This window comes from Paraburkholderia gardini, from assembly GCF_907164545.1.
GTDB lineage: Bacteria > Pseudomonadota > Gammaproteobacteria > Burkholderiales > Burkholderiaceae > Paraburkholderia > Paraburkholderia gardini.
The window spans coordinates 1-16,211 of the sequence record NZ_CAJQZB010000033.1 but is presented as its reverse complement, the minus strand read 5'-3'; the positions used below and the strand labels follow the sequence as shown (position 1 = coordinate 16,211).

Genomic DNA, 16,211 nt, shown 5'->3' with positions numbered 1-16,211 from the left:
GAACCCACCATGATGATGCAACAGACCTTGACGCAACTGCGCACCCTGAAGCTGGATGGCTTTGCCGACGGCTTGGAACAGCAATTGACGCAGCCCGGCACGGCGACTCTCAGTTTCGAGGAACGCTTGTCATTGTTGGTCGACCGGGAAGCAAGCTGGCGCGATGATCGCCGCCGCACCCGACTGCTTAAGCAAGCGCGCCTGAAGTATCCGCAGGCCGCCATTGAAGATCTGGACACTCGCGCAGGCCGAGGGATCGACCCGCGTTCGCTCACAAGCCTGGCTCTGGGCGACTGGGTTGAGGCCGGATACAGCCTGCTCATTAGCGGCGCGACCGGCGCGGGTAAGTCATGGCTAGCTTGTGCCTTGGCGCAGTATGCCTGCCGACGCGGACACTCTGCGTTGTATCTGCGCGTGCCGCGGTTGGGCGAGGAACTACGCGTTCTGCACGGCAACGGCGGCTTCACCAAATGGCTACTGCAGGTTGCTCGCACTGATGTTCTCTTACTGGACGATTGGGGAATGGCTCCGCTGGACGCAATGGTTCGAAATGATTTACTCGAGATGATCGACGACCGTTCTGCCGGCAAGGCCACGATCGTAACGAGCCAGCTACCGATCGAACACTGGCATGGCTGGATAGGCGACGAGACCATCGCTGACGCAATGCTTGATCGCCTCATGCACCGTCACCACCGCATCAAACTTACAGGCGAATCCCTAAGAAAGCCGCCTCCGAATTCCAGCAAATTGGAACCAGAACTCGACCAAAACTAGGGAGGAACTCTACAATCGAAACCGCGCAACGCCCAACCTCGCCGAATCGGTCACGTTCCCGAAATCAGCGGTCACGTTCACCGAAATACGCACTTGTAGAAATCGCAGCTGCGCGCATGCCGGCTTCCGTCTCCTGGCCAACCGGCCAGATGCAGAAGGCTGCCGTAGCGGCGGATCACAAGTTGCAGCGGTGTAGCGTGTGCGCTGCACATGCACAGCGCGAAGCCGGGATCGATCTTCGCGCGTTCAAGGCATTTTACGTACCTCGCTGGGTTTTCCTGTACGTCTTCCAGAAGGAAGGTGCCGCCATCGAATGAAATTTGAGACATGTTGTGCTCCGGAAAAGAAAATGGCCGCTGTTCGTCGCGACCATGAGCAATGGTGGAAGACAGCGTCCGCGTTCGTGCTCCGCTTCAACTGTTTTCGGCGTGAACCCTCGCGGCCGGGCGGCTGAGCTTTGCAGTGCGCATTGCCCGGTAGATAACGGCGACCGCACCTGTCAGGACGGCCATCAGAACGAGTCCGCCCCAATCGGGGCCACCAGCGAGGTCGACAACACGCTGCAAAAGTTTCCAGACGAGCAGCAGCGCCAGTGCGATCAGCGTCGCGTAGGTCGTCAGGTCTTCGGTTCTCATCGGCGTGATCTCCGTTCGATCATGGAAGGGTGTAGCAGGCTCGCGGTAGTGGGGCGGGTGCGACATGGCGCGAGCGCTCAGACGATCACCTCGACGTGCTCATCGGACCCACGCCAGAAGGAACCGTCCTCGACGTCCATTAGCACGACCATTCCGGCGACGACATCGTGTTCGCAGACGACGCCTTCGCCCTGCCGTTGCGGCTCGGGTGGGTAAGAGACGCGTCGCCGCAAGAGAGACGCGGTCGGGGGTGAATCTTCTTTTCTATTGGGCATGGAAAGTCGCTGGACGTGACGCACGCGCGCGCGTGCTTGTAGCGATTGTTACCCGTTCACACGAATGTCAAGGCACCGAATGCGTGGTTAAAAATGCGTGCTTTTCACCGTAGTCGGATGGACGGGAATGGGCGCGTTTCCGGCGAAAGCTATACGTTTTTCTGGAGCATTTCACCCCCGGACGGTCAACCGGTTGACCGTCCGGGCGGGTGCCTGAATTTTCTTCAGACCGGTCTGTCCCTTGCTGGGCGGGCAGGGCGTCAAGATATCCACAGGGTTATTAGACTTTTCGGTGGATAAGATCCCGCGACGTGGTGCGATGGCGATAAAACCAAAAGCGGTATGGTTTGGTCGGCCATTTCGCTGATCGTCGCCCGATGCGCGCGCTACGATCGTTCTACCAACCGCGTCTTCGACGCATCGATCTGCCGCTTGCAATCCGCGAGCGCGTTATTTACCCGACGGGACCACTCCCGTTGGGCGTGCTTCCCTGTCTTTCCTGGAGGGAAGCACCATGTACACCACGCTCGTCCAAAACTTTAAAGACGCTCAGGTCGCAGCCGCCGTCGCATATCTCAACGTGTGCGCAGCGGAAGCGACGGTATTCCCGGCCGCTTCGCAGCACTATCGTGCGACGCAGGTTCGCTCCGAGTATTCGTCGAAGCGCGAACTGGCGGACTTCTGCGCACGCCTCTCACACGTTCTCGTGCAGGAAGCGACTCGCCGCTTCTCGCCTCCGGGCGGAAGGATGGAGATCGATGAAGCCCGCGAACTGAAAAACGCCTCAGTCGATATTCACGGCGCACTCGACGCCGGCAAGTGCCCGGACTTCGATGCGTTCTGGGCCCATCTGGAACGCACGTTCAGCGGCGACGCCGGTCAGCGCGTCGCCTACGTTCAGGCTGCCAAGGCGCTGATTAACGGGTTCGGCCTCAAGCCTGATTCGGATATCAAGCGCACCAGCAGCGCGATCGTGCTCGATGCGCGGATCTGGAGCGAGCCTGTTTTCAGGTCGAGTTCCAGGAAGGCGACATATCACTCGCAACAAACCGCTGCCGGCGTGATTACCGGCCTGGCTACCTTCGCGAGTCAAGCCGGATATGGAGCGCTCGGTTCCGAGTTGAGTCACGGTCGCCTTGTCGACTATGAGTTCACCACTCGCGAGAAGGTATCTTTGCACGGTCTCGATATCGTGATGTTCAACGAAAAGTGGCAATTCAAGTTCGCTCACGAGGTGGGCGATGCACTCTCGTTGTTCATTAGCGAATACGGCGCGGAATATCTCGCCACCCGTGACCGCTACTGAGGGGTGACGCGATGAATCGCCAACGCACCATTCGCTTCGCCTTCATGGTGTACGACACCCACCGCTGTTCGCACGAAGCGCTCATCGCGATTGTGCGGGCACGCGGGCGGTACTCACCACAGTACAGGACCGCGGCTCTTCGTCATCTAGTGATGGATGCACCGCTCGAAGTAACGGGCGGTCGCCCGTTCGCGGAACGACGTCGCCGTGTCAGACAGCACTACGGCATCTGAACCACCGTCGACTCCGGCTTTGCCTGTTTTTCCGCCTTTTCCTTCATTGGCCCGCTTCCGCGGGCCTTTTTCTTTCTGGAGTATCCATGGATGATCTGTTTTCAATGGCGGCCGACTGGTACGCCCCACTGCGCAATATCGTGAGCCTCGGCTCGCAGGACAAGGGGGTCGCGCATCAGGGCGAGCTGCACGAAGCCCGTCAGCGACACCTCGGTCAGTTCTTCACGCCGGACGCGATCGCAGCGTTCATGTGGCAGTTCTTGAGCGCCTTCGCACCTGAGCGTCGCGTCAGCGTACTGGATAACTCGGTTGGATCCGCCCGGCTGCTGCAGTTCGCCGACCCTGCGCGCCACACGCTGTTCGGTGTGGACGTGCACGGTGAGGTGGTCGAATCCGTACAGGCCGCAGTTGAGACCGCCGGATTCGATTGCACGTTCCGTCGAGCGGGCATGGAGGCCATTGATCCGCGATCGTTCGATGTCGCGCTGATCAATCCGCCTTTCTCCGTTCACCTCGAATCGCCGCATCTTCGGGCGTTTCCGTGCACGACGTGGGGCCGGTATGGACCCAATTCGTCGGCGCTTAGCCACGAATATGCGGTGCATCAGGCCCTCGAGGCTGCGGGGATTGTTGTCGCACTGCTGCCTCTGACTACTGCGGAAGCGATTGCAGGCGCGCTGCACGACAACGCCTCGCCGTTCTGCGGTGCCGCGCGGCGTCTCGCAGGCATCTTCGAGATGCCGGCCGACGCGTTCAAGGATGAGGGCGCGAACGTGCGAACGGCAGTGTTGGTGTTCGATCGGTATCGCAACAAGCCTGCGGACCGCGTTCGCGTGGTGGTTGACGACCTGTCTACACCGGTCGTTGATCTCGGATTGCACTTCGATCAGCAGGCGTACGGCAAGCCGCGACTGAATCTGCAGACGCTGGACGATTCGGTACCGGTGATTACCCATCCGGTAACGGGCGACAGAACCGTGAAGATCTGTCACGACGGCCGGCGCATCAAGCTCGGCTTTAATTGCGGCTTCACTGAAGCAATGGTTCTGAACAACGTGCTCGACCATCGGATCTTTTCCCGTGACGGGCACCGGCTGCCGCGAGGAATGCGGTATGCGGGGCAAGGTCTGCTCGATCTGGAAACCTATCTGGTGCAGGACAGTCCGCTCGAAGCGTTGAACACGCTGCTCGGTCGCATCGAGGCCGCAGGCGGTGTTCCGGAGTTTGCGCCGGGATTCGTTCAGCACTTCGCGCGGCGCGCTCGCCGGTCGCAACGGCAGGCGGTCCCGCTTCGTCACGAGGTGTGGACAACCGGTGCACGTTCGGCGCAAGCCGTGGTGGGCGCCGCTCGGGCGACGCACAAGGTCGATGCGACAAAGTGGACCAGTCCGCTGATCAAGGCGAGCGACGAGGTCTCGTTTTCGCGCGAAGATGATGGCCGGTATCGCTACACCGTGAAGGGTTGCGATTACTGGCTTTCCGTCGACGAGCTCAACGCGCGCTTTGCCGTTGAAAACGTCTCGGAAGGGTGGGAAGTGGTGCACGAGGGGTTAGCGGCGCAATACCCGGAGCATGCGGCGTGGCTTCGCGGTCGCGTGAAAGACCTGGGCATCGATCAGTGGCTCGATTGGGACTTCCAGCAGGACGACCTGATCGAAACTTTGATGAAGCCGCAGGGTTGTGTCGTTGCGTGGGAACAGGCATGCGGCAAGTCCCGGCTCGCGGTTGCACTGATTCTGCTCTCTGGCGTCAAGAATGGTCTCATCGTTGTTGAGGCTCGCCTGATTGCAGAGATGTTGAAGGAGATGGCGCAGTTGCCTATCGATCAACAGCAGATCAAAGTGGTAGACAGCGTCGCGGATCTCGACGACCTTCGCCAGTTCAACCTCGTGTCGTATGAACGGTTGCGCATGCCGGTCGAGCGGGCAAAGTCGGTGCGTGTGACGTACGCACATCGCCTGCGCCGCCGGATCAGTTTGCTCGTTGCCGACGAGGGCGAACGTCTTGCCAATCCGACCAGCGACCAGAGCCGTGCGCTCTGGCAGCTTTCGGGCAAGCGCCGTTATGTGCTCACCGGCAGCCCGATCCCCAACTATCCGCGTGACGCCTTCGGGCTCATTGCGTTCACTGGTGGAGACGGTACGGCCGCACAGCCATACGGGTACAGGCGTGGCTACATCGAGCCGAACTGGATCCATTCCGTTGAGTACGCAATGCGGGGGGTTGATCGCTTCCGCGATGACTTCGTGGTGCTGGAGTGGGTGACCTGGCAATTCGCGGAGAGCCTGCAGGATGGGGCGAAGCGCGAAGTGCCGAAGATCGGCAATCTGCATCTTTACCGCTCAATGCTGGCGCCGCACGTCAAACGTCGTCTGGTCTGTGAGCCGGATGTCTCCCGTTACATCAAGATCGATCCACCGGCAGTCACGATGCACTCGGTCGAGTGGGACGGGGAACACCTTGCAACCTACCTGCAGGCAGCTGACGAGTTCGCAGACTGGTACCGGGAATCACGCGGCGAGGGTAAGGCCTGCAATCTGGTGACGGTCCTCGCCCGCATCCGGGCTGTTCACTTCGCAGCCAACTATCCGCAGTACGGAATGGAAGGTGTCGCGAAGCTGTCCGGGCTGACGAGCAAGCAGCGGGTCGTGATCGAACGCATGCGGGAAATCGCGGCGGAAGGCAAACAGGCAATCCTGTTCGCTGAAAACCCCGGTGTGCTCAACCTGATCGCGCGCGAGCTGAAAGCCGATGGCGTCGACACCGTTCTGTTTCATGGTGAGATTCCCATCAAGAAACGCGTTGCCGAGAAGGATCGGCGCTTTCTGACCGGTCTGTCGACCGGCCTTCTGGCCACCAAGTCGTCGGGTCGAGCGGGGTACAACCTGCCCAATGCGGACTATGTCCTGTTTTATGACCGGTCGTGGACGTGGCGCATCGAGTATCAGGCGATGCGACGCGCGCTGCGCTGGAACCGCAAGGGCATCTTGAACGTGGAGTACTTCCATCTTCCGGGCAGTGTCGATGAGTATCAGGCCCAGATGGTCGCGCACAAACGCGATTCCATGCAGGCGGGACTGGACTGGGCGACGCCGGAGCTGGAAGACGAGACGTTCCTGCACATGGATTCGCTGCTTGATCGCTTCGTTGAGAATCTGGCGAGCCTGCACGATCAATCCACCGCAGACATGCGGAAACTTCTGAAGGAAGCAGCATGAAAGAGTCGAACGTCACCGTGACGGTAGGCGAGGGCGTCGTGACCGTAAAGCGCGAAGGAACGCGTAAAGCGGTCGTGGCGAGGGTGCTCGGCCAGGTCGAGCGCGATGGCATCGAGTTGCTGTGTCTCGATCGCCTCGTGCACGACAGTCACGAAAGCAGTTTTGTGGGCTGGCAAGTGTCGGGTGCGGTCACGACGATTCTGTCGCGACCAGTCACGCGGGGCACGCAGCAATCTGTCTGATGGATCTGGCCGCTTCGGCGGCCAGAGAGTTCTGTTCAAAGCCCTGCTAACCACCGGGCATTTTTATTCTGCAATCGTCCGTTTGACAGCCGCGCCCATAGGTGGAGCAGGAGTCCGGCCCCGTGCCGTCCGCGTGCGAAGCGTACTCATTCAGCAGCGGCTATGTTTTAAATGCAGTGGCGAAGGGCAATAGTCGATAGACCGCATCCAACGCCACCTCCACGGCGTGGCGTTGCGCGTCGTACGCTGCCTCCATGTCGATAGGAGGGACGGCGATAGCGAGAACTGCAGACTTCGGCTTTGATACCAACTGGATATCCTCGGGCCAATCCGGGCGTGTCGCCTTTACCTCGTCGACCGTGCGCCCGAAAAGACTCAGCCGCACGATTCCATCCCGCAACAGGTGATCGATCTGGACGTTGTTTTTATCGGAGTCTCGCCCCTTCAATACGATCCAGTTGGAGTTCTTGCCGCGAACACTCGGCTGTCTCATAACGATTCGGGGATGGTTCGAGTGGATGTTTTGCCAGTAAGCGTAATGAAAGGCCGTGTTTCCCGGATGAGGAACTACCTGATAGCCGCGGCGCGACTGTTCGATAGCGTCTTGCATGACCTGACGCCGCCAGGCTGACCGCCGATCAGGTTGGATACCGAACCATTCGGCAATTTCCTCGTAGGACACGCGGAACTGGTATTCGCTCGACTCGCGCAATGAAGACAGGTATCGCTGCGGCGCGCACATCACGGTCACGTACGTGTCGATCTGCCCGCGTTCCTGAGAGCGAACCGCCCGCAGGTGGTATCTGGCCGCTTGATTGAATTGTTCCGGTGCTGCGATCTTGTTTTCGATGAACACACCGATACGCCGGCCATCGGCGAGTACGCGCACGATAAGGTCGGATTCACCGTCCGCGTCAGAAACGCTGTGCCACGCTCCGTCTGCGCGCACCTGGGTCAGTTGCAGTTTCGAGCAGAACCACGAGACGAAGTCATCGTTTGCATGGAATTCCTCCATTAAAAGCAGGTCGACATCGCGCTCCGCGACGCTCGCCAGGAAATTCCCGAATTGATCTGCAGGCAGTGTCTGAGGACCTTCGCTCATTGGCCATGCTCTCCTTGTTTTTGGGACCTTCGGCGCGGGTGCGACGTAGCGGGCCGCAGGAAATCGACGACAAAGCATAGCCGAGACGCGCGCGGGCGATTGCGGGCTGGCACACGAATAGCGAGCGCCGACTAGCAACAAGTCGCGCGCGATTTTGGGCTCACAGGTTGTCCCGTTGCATAGGTGTCTAATAGCCGAAAGCGGGGCAGTTTTTTCCATCTTTCCCGGCTTCGCCATTGATCGAGCGACGGTATCGTTGCTCTACCTACCGCGTCTCTAACGCATCGAACCGCCGGCTCGCCCGGCAGCCAGCTGTAAAACCCCATCGGGAACCACTCCCGATCGGGAGCAGGTTCCCTCTTCGGAGAACCTGCCATGCAACAACCTACTCTTCCCCTGAAACACATCAAGCTCGGCCGCAACCCGCGCACGTATTTTGATCCCGCCAAAATGGCGGAAATGATCGAATCGGTGCGTGTTCAGGGTGTACTGCAGCCGATCATCGTCCGTCCACTCGACGGTGATGAATACGAAGTCGTCGCCGGCGGCCGGCGCTATCGTGCTGCGATGGAGGCACACGGCGAAGACTATGCGATGCCAGTCGTCGTGAAGGAACTGGACGAAGTCGAGGCGCGATCCACTGCGCTCATCGAAAACGTTCAGCGTGCCGACATGGCGCCGTCTGAGGAAGCCATTGCCGCAGCCGAGATTGTCGGTCTGTGCCAGGGCGATCGCGATGAGGCGGCCCGGATCTTCGGGTGGTCTCGCCAGACGCTCGACAAGCGCCTCGCGCTCATGAACTGCAGCACTTCGGTCCTCGAAGCGCTCAATGTCCGCCAGATCCAGCTGGGTCACGCGGAGCTGCTCGCGGCCCTCTCGAAAGAGAATCAGGACCGTGTGCTGCCGGTGATCGTCGCTGAAAAGCGGTCGGTCCCGGACGTGAAGAAGCTGATCGAGAGCGCAGCATGTTCGCTTTCGACAGCCATTTTCGACAAGACGGATTGCGCGGCGTGTCCGCACAACTCGTCGACCCAGTCGGAGATGTTCGGCGAGTCGATTGCAACAGGCAACTGCACCAACCGCGCCTGTTTCAACGAGAAAACCGAGGTCGCTCTGGAAGCGACGGCCACCGCACTCCGTGAGGACGTGCCGGTCGTTCGCATCGTGCGCGCGGGGGATAACCACACGCGCATCCAGCTTGCGATCGACGGCCCGTCCGGCGTTGGTCTCGAACAGGCCAAGGCGTGCCACGGCTGTCAGAACTATGGCGCGGCGGTAAGCGGTCTTCCCGATTCGTTGGGAAAGGTTTATCGCGGCCAGTGTTTCGACACCGTGTGCAACATGAAAAAGGTCGCGGCCCGTATCGCTGCCGAAAAGGCAGCGAATGCGCCGGCGAAATCTGTTGGTGCTGGCCAGACCGCATCGAAGACTGGCGACAAGCCATCGACGAACGCGGCGAGCAAGCCTGCGGAGACGGTAGCTACCGTCGTCGCCGAGTCGGACCGGGTGAAGGCGTTTCGCGTCGCTTTGTGGCGCAAGGCGCTTCGCAAGGACATCGGCGGCAATCACGATCTCGCGCGCCAGTATCTGATCGCAATCGTGCTCGCAGGCCACGCGCGGCAAATTAGCGAAACGACGTTCCGCGCGATGTGGGAGCGCCTGACCGATGAAAAGCCGCCTGTGACCGACGTGGCGAAAGCCGCGGCCGCCGTGTCGCAGACAAGTGCCGAGGTGCAGTCGAACCTGATGCTCGCGATGCTGTTCTCCGCGATCGAAGGGCTCGAAGTGTCGTACCTCACGCAACTGTGCAAGTTCCACAAGCTCGACCTGACGAAGCACTGGAAACTCAGTGCCGATTTTCTCGAGCTGATCACGAAGTCCGAAATGATGGTGATCGCCGACGAGCTGGGCCTGCGGGCCGCGCTGGGCGATAACTTCAAGAAGGTTTTTGGCAAATCGAAGCCGGAGGTAATCGAAGCCTTGCTCAAGGTCGAAGGATTCGACTACGAGGGCAAGGTTCCGAAGGTTCTCAAATTCTGATGTACGACAGGGCTTCGGCCCTGTCGCTTTCCCCTATTGCGCCGCCGTCGTGCGGCGCTTTTCCTTTTCTGAGGAGTTTCCATGTTCCAGGCTATTGAGGCGCTCGTTCGCTCAACCGGCAAGCTCGTCCTGTCACTTGCAATGGATGGCGACAAGATGGTGGTCTTTCTGACGCCGCAAGGCGACACGAAAGACGCCGTCCTGCGTCAACCGATGATCCTGACCGCAACGCCCGCAGAACTGGACGAAGGCTTCGCTGCTGCCGTTCAGTCCTATTCCACTGCGCACAAGTCGCTCGATGAACAGGTGGCCGCGACAACGGCGATCCTGCAGTCGGCGGAAAAGTCGCAGGCCGGAAAGGCACAGAAGGCGCTGGCCAAAGGCGTAAAGCCCGCTTCGACGTCTGCGGCTTCATCCGCCTCTTCGGAGGGCGATGAGGACGAAGACGAAAGCGTCGACGGCGTTACGCCGCAGGCGACTGTGGCTGCGGCTTCCGCAGCTGCTCCGGCGCAGTCGGGCACGGACCTTTCCCAACTCCTTCTTTGAGGTGACCTATGAGTATCAGTATCGCAGCGGTCATCCGCGAGTTTGTCTACAACGGTGTGAATCTGCTCGACCCCGGTCCAGCGTTTTCGCCCGATCAGGTGCGTGATCTCTACACCGCGCAGTATCCGGAACTGACGACCGCAGCGGTCGACGGCCCGGCCCTCACCGGTGAGATCGCACGCTACACGTTCGTTCGCGCAGCCGGTGCCAAAGGCGCCCATGCGTAAGGACGCCCTGCTCAAAGCCCTGTCCGATCCGGACGCGGGCTTCAACCAGACCGAACCGCCCGAAAGGGCGGTTTTTTTATTCGATGACGAGGTGAAAGCATGCTGTTCGATCCTGGACAGACTGATTCAGGGGTCGATGTCAGCGCCGGTGGAAGCCGGCAACCGCCACGCCTTACCCCTGCCCGACGTGGACCTGCCGCTGGTTTTCTGAGCCTGCCTGACGTGTCGGCTGAAGTGCCGTCCAGCGCGCAGTTGCGCTGGCGAACGGAAGCTGAATTTGGCGACCTCGTGCGCGCGCAGTTCATGCACGGGCCGTTGCGGGCCGCCGACGTGAGCGCGCCGATGGATGCCGGAGACGCATTCTCGCAGGCGTTCTTCGCGTGGATGCGACGGCAGCTGCCGCGTTGCAGCCGTCTGAATTTCCGGCCGCAGTTGCTCGATACAAATGCTGTGCTGGACACGATCGCCTATCAGTACTCGCGTGCTGATTTCGAACCGAAATCGCCGCTGCATCTGGGCTTCGAGCTACCTGAGGAGAACGTGTATCGCTTCCGGGACGCGGGCGCCTTTCAGGCCCGCCACTCGCTGTTCGTTCCGACCATGCTCTCGCTCATCGAGCGTGCCTCGTACAAGACGGTCTTTGTCCGTACACCAGGCTGGTTCCTCGCGGAATTCGCCTGCTGGCACTGGCAGGGAGAAGAAAACTGCGATGACACGTACGCGCGGGAACTCATGGAGGAATATTTTGGTGAGTCCGGCGAGGAAATTGAGCGGAATCTGCCGTCAGCGGTTCGCCCGGAGATTTACCCGGACGAGTTGCGCTCGCCCGTCCGCATTCCGGGGCGACGCAGGCGCGCGTCCACGCTCAGTGAACACGAACTGCTCCAGCTTCGTCGACGCTGCAGTGGCGTACAACGCCGGGTCTGCACTGAACTGATCGCGTTGACCCGTCTGCTTCGGCGGGCGGGCCGCCGCAATGTGCTTCACGAGACCTACGACGCTGACTCACTGTGCTCGGCATGCGCGGTGACATTGACCGACAGCGACCGGACGTCGGAAATTCTCGACGACCACTTTGAAAACAAATCGCAGGAAGGCGAGGCCACGTACTACACGGGCTTTAGCCCCTTCGCTTCTACACCGGGCGCCATTCGCAGGCAGTACGCGGACTGGACGCTTGCTTTTGAAATCATTGCTCACCTGGACCGCCTGCTGGCGATGGTGACCATTTAATCGAAGGAAACACACCATGACTGGAATAGCGAAGGGCGGCACCGCGCGCTCGGTCGAACTGTCCTCGGCAATCCTGCTGTACTCGGGCGAAAACGGCGCGCAGTTTGCAACGGTTCACCCGGTGAAGCATGAAAGCAGGACATCCCGGCCGCTGATTGGTGCGGGACGGCCGCTGGATCGCGAGACGTTGACTGACACCCTCAAGCAGCTGGAAAAGAACGCCGCCCCTCAGGTGGAGTTTCTTCCGCCGACGGTGCTGTCTGTTTCGTCACGGGCAGTGACGTGGTGGAGCGCGCCGGCCCTGCGCCGCGTGTTTTTCGACTGCGAGGAACTCGGCAAGCGTTCCGCCGTTGTTCCCCATCCGGGCCTGATCTTTCATGCGTCGAACAGGGGATTCAGTGTGTTCGCGGTGAAAGACGCGGGCCGTCCGCTGGCCGATTCAGCGCTCTTCGAGCCTCCGTACTTCAATACGTGGGACTTCGGAAAGATCTGCATCGGCTCGGCTCACGTTCCGAAACGGGTTGACGTCGCCTCGATCGACGGATGGGAAGCCGGGTTTTTTAACTCGGCGTTCACGCATCCGAACCACGGTGGCAAGCGCGTTGATTATCCGGACGGCGCGTATGCATTCTGGCGCGACATGCTCGACGGCAAGATGGGCGAGACGTTTCCGCTGGGCGCGCTGGTGCCGACCAAAGGTACGGTTGGCACATTCATCGCGGGGAAATTCGGGGGTGCAGCATGAACCCGATCGACCTCGTGTTGCAGCAGTCGTTTCCGTCCGTGATGGTGCCTGCGCGTGAACCGGTGGCCGCCATGATGGGGCCCGGTGAGCGTCTGCTGGTTGCGTCCGACGGCGTGTATCTGGAAGTGCTTCGTCCGTGGATCCGGCTCGTCAGGCGGATCGCGCGGTACGACGTGCAGACGGCGATTCCGTACGGCCCGGCGAGTGCCGTGACTGAGCTGCTCTGTGGGCCGGTGCCACCGGCGCTGATTTCGCAGTTTTTGCGGATGACGCGTCAGTCGCTTCCCAACGAGGCGGGAGGCTGGATCGTGTGGAGTGCGGTAAGTGGCGAGTTTCGACTCGTTCCGCTTGTCCCGCTTTCGCATAGTCCGGGGCATCTCGTCTATGAACGGCCGGTGCTGGCCGACGGCGAATCGCTCGTTGTCGACTGTCATTCGCATGGGGCGGGCGCTGCCTTCTTCTCGCGGACTGACAACAAGGACGACTTGCACGACGTGAAGTTTGCGCTCGTGTTGGGTCACTGCGATCGCGAGCCGTCGGCGGTGCTGCGTCTGTGTGCGAAAGGGATTTTCGAGACGGTTGCGGTACTTCCTGAGTCATGGATGCATGCACTGGGTGTGGAGGGGGTGTGGTGAACGAAATCGTCAAACATGCCATTCCGCCAGAGATGGTGCAGCGTGCCTGGAAAGTGGCGGTGGTTGGCGCGGGTGGTACGGGAAGCGCATTTCTTCCCAGCCTCGCGCGCCTGCATCACGCGATGATCGAGCTCGGTCATCCCGGCGGGATCGAATGCACCGTGTTCGATGACGACACTGTCAGCGAAACAAATGTCGGTCGGCAGGGCTTCTATCCGAACGATGTTGGCCAGCACAAGGCCTTGCTGATGGTGAACCGTCTGAACAACCTCATGGGCACCGAGTGGCTCGCAGAGCCGCGCCGGATTGATGCCCGCGAGACCTTGTACGCCGACATCGTGGTTGGGTGCGTTGATTCGCGTCACGCTCGGCACGCCATCGTGCGTGCGGCGGAACGCGGTCGCTGCGCCTACTACCTGGATTGCGGCAATGAGACGGACCGTGGTCAGGTCATTCTGGGCGAATTCGGCAAGGCCCGGCACGACAGGCTGCCCCACGTGGGCGACCTGTTTCCGGATCTGCTGGACGCGAAGAAGGACCGCGGCGACGACACACCGTCCTGCAGCATGGCGGACGCACTGCGCAAGCAGTCGCTCGTCATCAACCAGGCGATATCGGTGCAGGCGTTCAATCTTCTGTGGACGCTCTTTCGCACCGGGTCGCTCAGTTTCTCGGGCGTGTTCGTGAACCTCGCAACGGGCCGCACGAATCCGATTCCGATTGACCCGGCGGCATGGGTGCGCTTCGGTTATGAAGCGCCTCCAGCGCCGGAGAAGAAGGGCCGCAAGAGCCGGAAATCCAAAGCGATATTTTGATCCACGCCGCTTCCCTCGGGGGGCGGCATTTTTTTAGCCGTTTGCTCAGCGACATGCGCCAGATTGGCGAAAGAGTGATGCTTTTCTCGACGTTTCCGATGCGCCGACGATCCTTGCGGTTCTAGACTTGCGCTATCACCCGCGCTTTTGCGCATCGAACGAACACTCAGGCCCAGCCCGAGTGCTCAGTCTTTTGGCCGACGAATGTCGGTCGTCTTCAACGGGTCTCCGCCCGTTTTAACCCTCGTGGGAGCCAATCCCAAAGGGAGACAGCTCCATTTTCCTGGAGTCTGTCATGTTTGCTCATGCTTATCGCTGTCTGGTCTGGTACACGAACATCGGTGCCAGCCGCGCAGCGTCTGTTGCAACGATTGTCGGCCTCGCGCTGAGTGTCGCCTTTGTTGCAACGCTTGCGCACTGATCCATCTTTCATCTACCCGCTGGGACAACCTTTCCAACGGGGACGGTTGTCCCTGAATTTCAGAGGCAACCATGTTCAAAATCATCATCAGCGTCGCCCTTCTCTCGCTTCTGAGCGCATGCGCCGGTACCGACTTCGGCTCGCCGAACACGTATCAGCGCTATGACGTTCAGCACGCGGGCACGATGGAAGCCGCTACTGTCGTTCGCACACGCAACATCACGATTGAAGCCAGTTCGGATAACTCCGGTCTGGTGTCGCTCGTGAGCGCGGGGGTGGGCGCGTTCCTCGGAACCCGCACGATTGGCAACGGTAACGGCCGCTACATTGCGGGCGCAATCACCGGCGCCACGTCGGGCTTCGTTTCGCAGAAGGTTTCGCAGGTCCTGTCGCATCACTCAGGCCTCGAAATCATCGTGCACACGGCCGCCGGCCGCGATGTGGTCGTCGCTCAACCCGACGATCAACAGTTCTTCCCCGGCGAGCGGGTCTTGCTGATTTCGACCAACTCCGGTCTTCGCGTCACGCGCTGACGCGCTTCTCCCTGTCGGCTCCCGCCGACCATTCCCTGCACAGCGAGGCTTCCCGAAAGGGAGCCTCGCTTTTCTTTTCCCCGAGGTATTCATGTTCAAAATCCCCAAGGTGTTCTACGCCGATCGCCGCAGTGCCGGTGCGGCGGTAGACGCCGCTATCACCGACCACGCGACCCGCATGCTGCGTCGCGTCGCGCGCGATCTGCGCCTGAGTGCCGATGAACACGAAATTGTGTCCGAGCCCGCACGTCGCGGCTGCGGTTGCCGCGTCACCCTCAAAACTCCCGCTGTCATGCTCGAAGTGGTCGATTCGCCTTCCAGGCAATCGGTCGCGATGTCGTTTCGCACCCGGCGCGGTCGTTCTGACGGCTCTGGAGGGGGTGACAACGCTGTCGCGCTCGATCAGCTCGCCTCGCGCGACGGATACAACGCGCTGCTCGGTGGTCTGCGACTTGCCGCTGGCCTCGATGCTGAACGCCGCTAGGAGGTGCGATGGAAGTCATCGATATCTTCGTTGAGTTCGCATCAGGCATCACGATCACCGACCGGGCGATGTTTGTGCCGGATTTGCGGGAGGTGTGTGTATCTGAACGGCTGGCCGCGGTCATTCGTGAGTTTGCGATGACAGAGGCCCCGCCCAGAATCACTGCAACAATCGCAGGACACACGATAGCGCTTGATCAGGGCGCCAGTGGCAATTTCTTCGCACCGGAAGGTTCGGAGCATCCGGCTGGCAAGTCCGCGTGGTGGCTGAGACTTCTGCAGGCGTTGGTGCCTCAGACGAAAGATCAGCGTCAGCAGTTCGGCCGCCTGATGCACACGTTGTCGGCAGCGTCCCTAATCGGCGCGATCGGCTTCTGGCACTCCACGTCCGTCTGGACGGCGGGCAACATCCTTAGTGAGGTCAATCTGGTATTGGCCTTTGTGATAACTTACTACGAGGGCATGGTTTCCATGAAAGGAGAATGAGCATGGGTTTCAGCTTTTTCGCTCTTGGCATCGCGATCGCTTTTCTCGGACTCGGGATGCTTGCTGATCACAACAACCGCAAGCAGTCGAACGACCGCCGCCATCCGCGGGTTCCGCGCTAGTTAGCGCCGGCTGCACGTCGGCCTATCTCATAAAGCCGCACCCCTTCGGGTGCGGCTTTTTTATTTGTGCGCCCAGCATGGGCGCACTCTTGTGGGTGCAAGTCCCACCGTAAGTTGATCACAGCGAGCGAAGCGAA

20 protein-coding genes are annotated in these 16,211 nt (G+C 60.5%); 16 read left to right on the top strand and 4 right to left on the bottom strand.

The window, feature by feature from the left end:
* Positions 1–9: 9 nt before the first annotated feature.
* Positions 10–777, top strand: coding sequence for an IS21-like element helper ATPase IstB (gene istB, locus LPA37_RS20780; protein WP_213781839.1), 768 nt, complete (start codon positions 10–12; stop codon positions 775–777).
* A 77-nt stretch (positions 778–854) separates the two neighbouring features.
* Here the strand turns inward: istB and LPA37_RS20775 are convergent, their stop codons facing one another.
* The 3 genes from LPA37_RS20775 to LPA37_RS20765 form a co-directional block, all read right to left on the bottom strand.
* A complete protein-coding gene (locus tag LPA37_RS20775; protein ID WP_229013588.1) occupies positions 855–1,106 on the bottom strand; it encodes a DUF1173 family protein in 252 nt (83 codons plus the stop codon).
* An 84-nt stretch (positions 1,107–1,190) separates the two neighbouring features.
* Positions 1,191–1,412: a hypothetical protein gene (locus LPA37_RS20770; RefSeq protein ID WP_229013587.1), complete on the bottom strand. Its 222-nt coding sequence runs from the start codon at positions 1,410–1,412 to the stop codon at positions 1,191–1,193.
* Between the two features lie 77 nt (positions 1,413–1,489).
* Positions 1,490–1,687: a hypothetical protein gene (locus LPA37_RS20765; protein WP_229013586.1), complete on the bottom strand. Its 198-nt coding sequence runs from the start codon at positions 1,685–1,687 to the stop codon at positions 1,490–1,492.
* A 514-nt stretch (positions 1,688–2,201) separates the two neighbouring features.
* On the opposite strand from LPA37_RS20765, the gene LPA37_RS20760 reads away from it, so the two are divergent.
* The 3 genes from LPA37_RS20760 to LPA37_RS20750 all read left to right on the top strand — a co-directional run bounded on the left by LPA37_RS20760 (position 2,202) and on the right by LPA37_RS20750 (position 6,686).
* Positions 2,202–2,993, top strand: coding sequence for a hypothetical protein (locus LPA37_RS20760; protein ID WP_229013585.1), 792 nt, complete (start codon positions 2,202–2,204; stop codon positions 2,991–2,993).
* A gap of 319 nt (positions 2,994–3,312) precedes the next feature.
* Positions 3,313–6,444, top strand: coding sequence for an SNF2-related protein (locus tag LPA37_RS20755; RefSeq protein WP_229013584.1), 3,132 nt, complete (start codon positions 3,313–3,315; stop codon positions 6,442–6,444).
* On the top strand, positions 6,441–6,686 hold the full coding sequence (locus LPA37_RS20750; RefSeq protein ID WP_229013583.1) for a hypothetical protein: 246 nt from the start codon (positions 6,441–6,443) through the stop codon (positions 6,684–6,686). The genes LPA37_RS20755 and LPA37_RS20750 overlap by 4 nt, the downstream gene beginning before the upstream one ends.
* 160 nt (positions 6,687–6,846) lie before the next feature.
* Here the strand turns inward: LPA37_RS20750 and LPA37_RS20745 are convergent, their stop codons facing one another.
* Positions 6,847–7,788, bottom strand: coding sequence for a PD-(D/E)XK nuclease family protein (locus LPA37_RS20745; protein WP_229013582.1), 942 nt, complete (start codon positions 7,786–7,788; stop codon positions 6,847–6,849).
* A 375-nt stretch (positions 7,789–8,163) separates the two neighbouring features.
* Between LPA37_RS20745 and LPA37_RS20740 the strand changes: the two genes are divergently transcribed.
* From LPA37_RS20740 to LPA37_RS20690, 12 genes are all read left to right on the top strand, one after another.
* Positions 8,164–9,828, top strand: a complete 1,665-nt coding sequence (locus tag LPA37_RS20740; protein WP_229013581.1) for a PRTRC system ParB family protein — start codon at positions 8,164–8,166, stop codon at positions 9,826–9,828.
* An 81-nt stretch (positions 9,829–9,909) separates the two neighbouring features.
* On the top strand, positions 9,910–10,374 hold the full coding sequence (locus LPA37_RS20735; RefSeq protein ID WP_229013580.1) for a PRTRC system protein E: 465 nt from the start codon (positions 9,910–9,912) through the stop codon (positions 10,372–10,374).
* Between the two features lie 8 nt (positions 10,375–10,382).
* Positions 10,383–10,601 carry a PRTRC system protein C gene (locus LPA37_RS20730; RefSeq protein ID WP_229013579.1) on the top strand — a complete coding sequence of 73 codons (219 nt, stop codon included), beginning with the start codon at positions 10,383–10,385 and terminating at the stop codon, positions 10,599–10,601.
* A complete protein-coding gene (locus LPA37_RS20725; RefSeq protein ID WP_229013578.1) occupies positions 10,594–10,812 on the top strand; it encodes a hypothetical protein in 219 nt (72 codons plus the stop codon). Before LPA37_RS20730 ends, LPA37_RS20725 begins: the two co-directional genes overlap by 8 nt.
* 23 nt (positions 10,813–10,835) lie before the next feature.
* Positions 10,836–11,834 (top strand): PRTRC system protein F, encoded by a 999-nt coding sequence (locus LPA37_RS20720; RefSeq protein WP_229013577.1) that lies wholly within the window; start codon positions 10,836–10,838, stop codon positions 11,832–11,834.
* Between the two features lie 16 nt (positions 11,835–11,850).
* Entirely contained in the window at positions 11,851–12,579 is a 729-nt protein-coding gene (locus tag LPA37_RS20715) for a PRTRC system protein B (RefSeq protein WP_229013576.1), read from the top strand.
* A complete protein-coding gene (locus LPA37_RS20710) occupies positions 12,576–13,214 on the top strand; it encodes a PRTRC system protein A (RefSeq protein WP_229013575.1) in 639 nt (212 codons plus the stop codon). The genes LPA37_RS20715 and LPA37_RS20710 overlap by 4 nt, the downstream gene beginning before the upstream one ends.
* Positions 13,211–14,029 carry a PRTRC system ThiF family protein gene (locus LPA37_RS20705; protein ID WP_229013574.1) on the top strand — a complete coding sequence of 273 codons (819 nt, stop codon included), beginning with the start codon at positions 13,211–13,213 and terminating at the stop codon, positions 14,027–14,029. The genes LPA37_RS20710 and LPA37_RS20705 overlap by 4 nt, the downstream gene beginning before the upstream one ends.
* Before the next feature lie 295 nt (positions 14,030–14,324).
* Entirely contained in the window at positions 14,325–14,450 is a 126-nt protein-coding gene (locus LPA37_RS27745) for a hypothetical protein (RefSeq protein WP_267478188.1), read from the top strand.
* A gap of 71 nt (positions 14,451–14,521) precedes the next feature.
* Complete coding sequence (locus LPA37_RS20700; protein ID WP_229013573.1) at positions 14,522–14,983, top strand: outer membrane lipoprotein; 462 nt, start codon at positions 14,522–14,524, stop codon at positions 14,981–14,983.
* 91 nt (positions 14,984–15,074) lie between these two features.
* Entirely contained in the window at positions 15,075–15,467 is a 393-nt protein-coding gene (locus tag LPA37_RS20695) for a hypothetical protein (protein ID WP_229013572.1), read from the top strand.
* An 8-nt stretch (positions 15,468–15,475) separates the two neighbouring features.
* Entirely contained in the window at positions 15,476–15,952 is a 477-nt protein-coding gene (locus tag LPA37_RS20690; RefSeq protein ID WP_229013571.1) for a hypothetical protein, read from the top strand.
* Positions 15,953–16,211 lie beyond the last annotated feature (259 nt).

Bases quoted from the DNA above. Each gene is read 5' to 3' on its own strand.
- istB (WP_213781839.1), top strand. From the start codon at position 10: ATGATGATGCAACAGACCTTGACGCAACTGCGCACCCTGAAGCTGGAT.
- LPA37_RS20775 (WP_229013588.1), bottom strand. From the start codon at position 1,106: ATGTCTCAAATTTCATTCGATGGCGGCACCTTCCTTCTGGAAGACGTA.
- LPA37_RS20770 (WP_229013587.1), bottom strand. From the start codon at position 1,412: ATGAGAACCGAAGACCTGACGACCTACGCGACGCTGATCGCACTGGCG.
- LPA37_RS20765 (WP_229013586.1), bottom strand. From the start codon at position 1,687: ATGCCCAATAGAAAAGAAGATTCACCCCCGACCGCGTCTCTCTTGCGG.
- LPA37_RS20760 (WP_229013585.1), top strand. From the start codon at position 2,202: ATGTACACCACGCTCGTCCAAAACTTTAAAGACGCTCAGGTCGCAGCC.
- LPA37_RS20755 (WP_229013584.1), top strand. From the start codon at position 3,313: ATGGATGATCTGTTTTCAATGGCGGCCGACTGGTACGCCCCACTGCGC.
- LPA37_RS20750 (WP_229013583.1), top strand. From the start codon at position 6,441: ATGAAAGAGTCGAACGTCACCGTGACGGTAGGCGAGGGCGTCGTGACC.
- LPA37_RS20745 (WP_229013582.1), bottom strand. From the start codon at position 7,788: ATGAGCGAAGGTCCTCAGACACTGCCTGCAGATCAATTCGGGAATTTC.
- LPA37_RS20740 (WP_229013581.1), top strand. From the start codon at position 8,164: ATGCAACAACCTACTCTTCCCCTGAAACACATCAAGCTCGGCCGCAAC.
- LPA37_RS20735 (WP_229013580.1), top strand. From the start codon at position 9,910: ATGTTCCAGGCTATTGAGGCGCTCGTTCGCTCAACCGGCAAGCTCGTC.
- LPA37_RS20730 (WP_229013579.1), top strand. From the start codon at position 10,383: ATGAGTATCAGTATCGCAGCGGTCATCCGCGAGTTTGTCTACAACGGT.
- LPA37_RS20725 (WP_229013578.1), top strand. From the start codon at position 10,594: ATGCGTAAGGACGCCCTGCTCAAAGCCCTGTCCGATCCGGACGCGGGC.
- LPA37_RS20715 (WP_229013576.1), top strand. From the start codon at position 11,851: ATGACTGGAATAGCGAAGGGCGGCACCGCGCGCTCGGTCGAACTGTCC.
- LPA37_RS20710 (WP_229013575.1), top strand. From the start codon at position 12,576: ATGAACCCGATCGACCTCGTGTTGCAGCAGTCGTTTCCGTCCGTGATG.
- LPA37_RS27745 (WP_267478188.1), top strand. From the start codon at position 14,325: ATGTTTGCTCATGCTTATCGCTGTCTGGTCTGGTACACGAACATCGGT.
- LPA37_RS20700 (WP_229013573.1), top strand. From the start codon at position 14,522: ATGTTCAAAATCATCATCAGCGTCGCCCTTCTCTCGCTTCTGAGCGCA.
- LPA37_RS20695 (WP_229013572.1), top strand. From the start codon at position 15,075: ATGTTCAAAATCCCCAAGGTGTTCTACGCCGATCGCCGCAGTGCCGGT.
- LPA37_RS20690 (WP_229013571.1), top strand. From the start codon at position 15,476: ATGGAAGTCATCGATATCTTCGTTGAGTTCGCATCAGGCATCACGATC.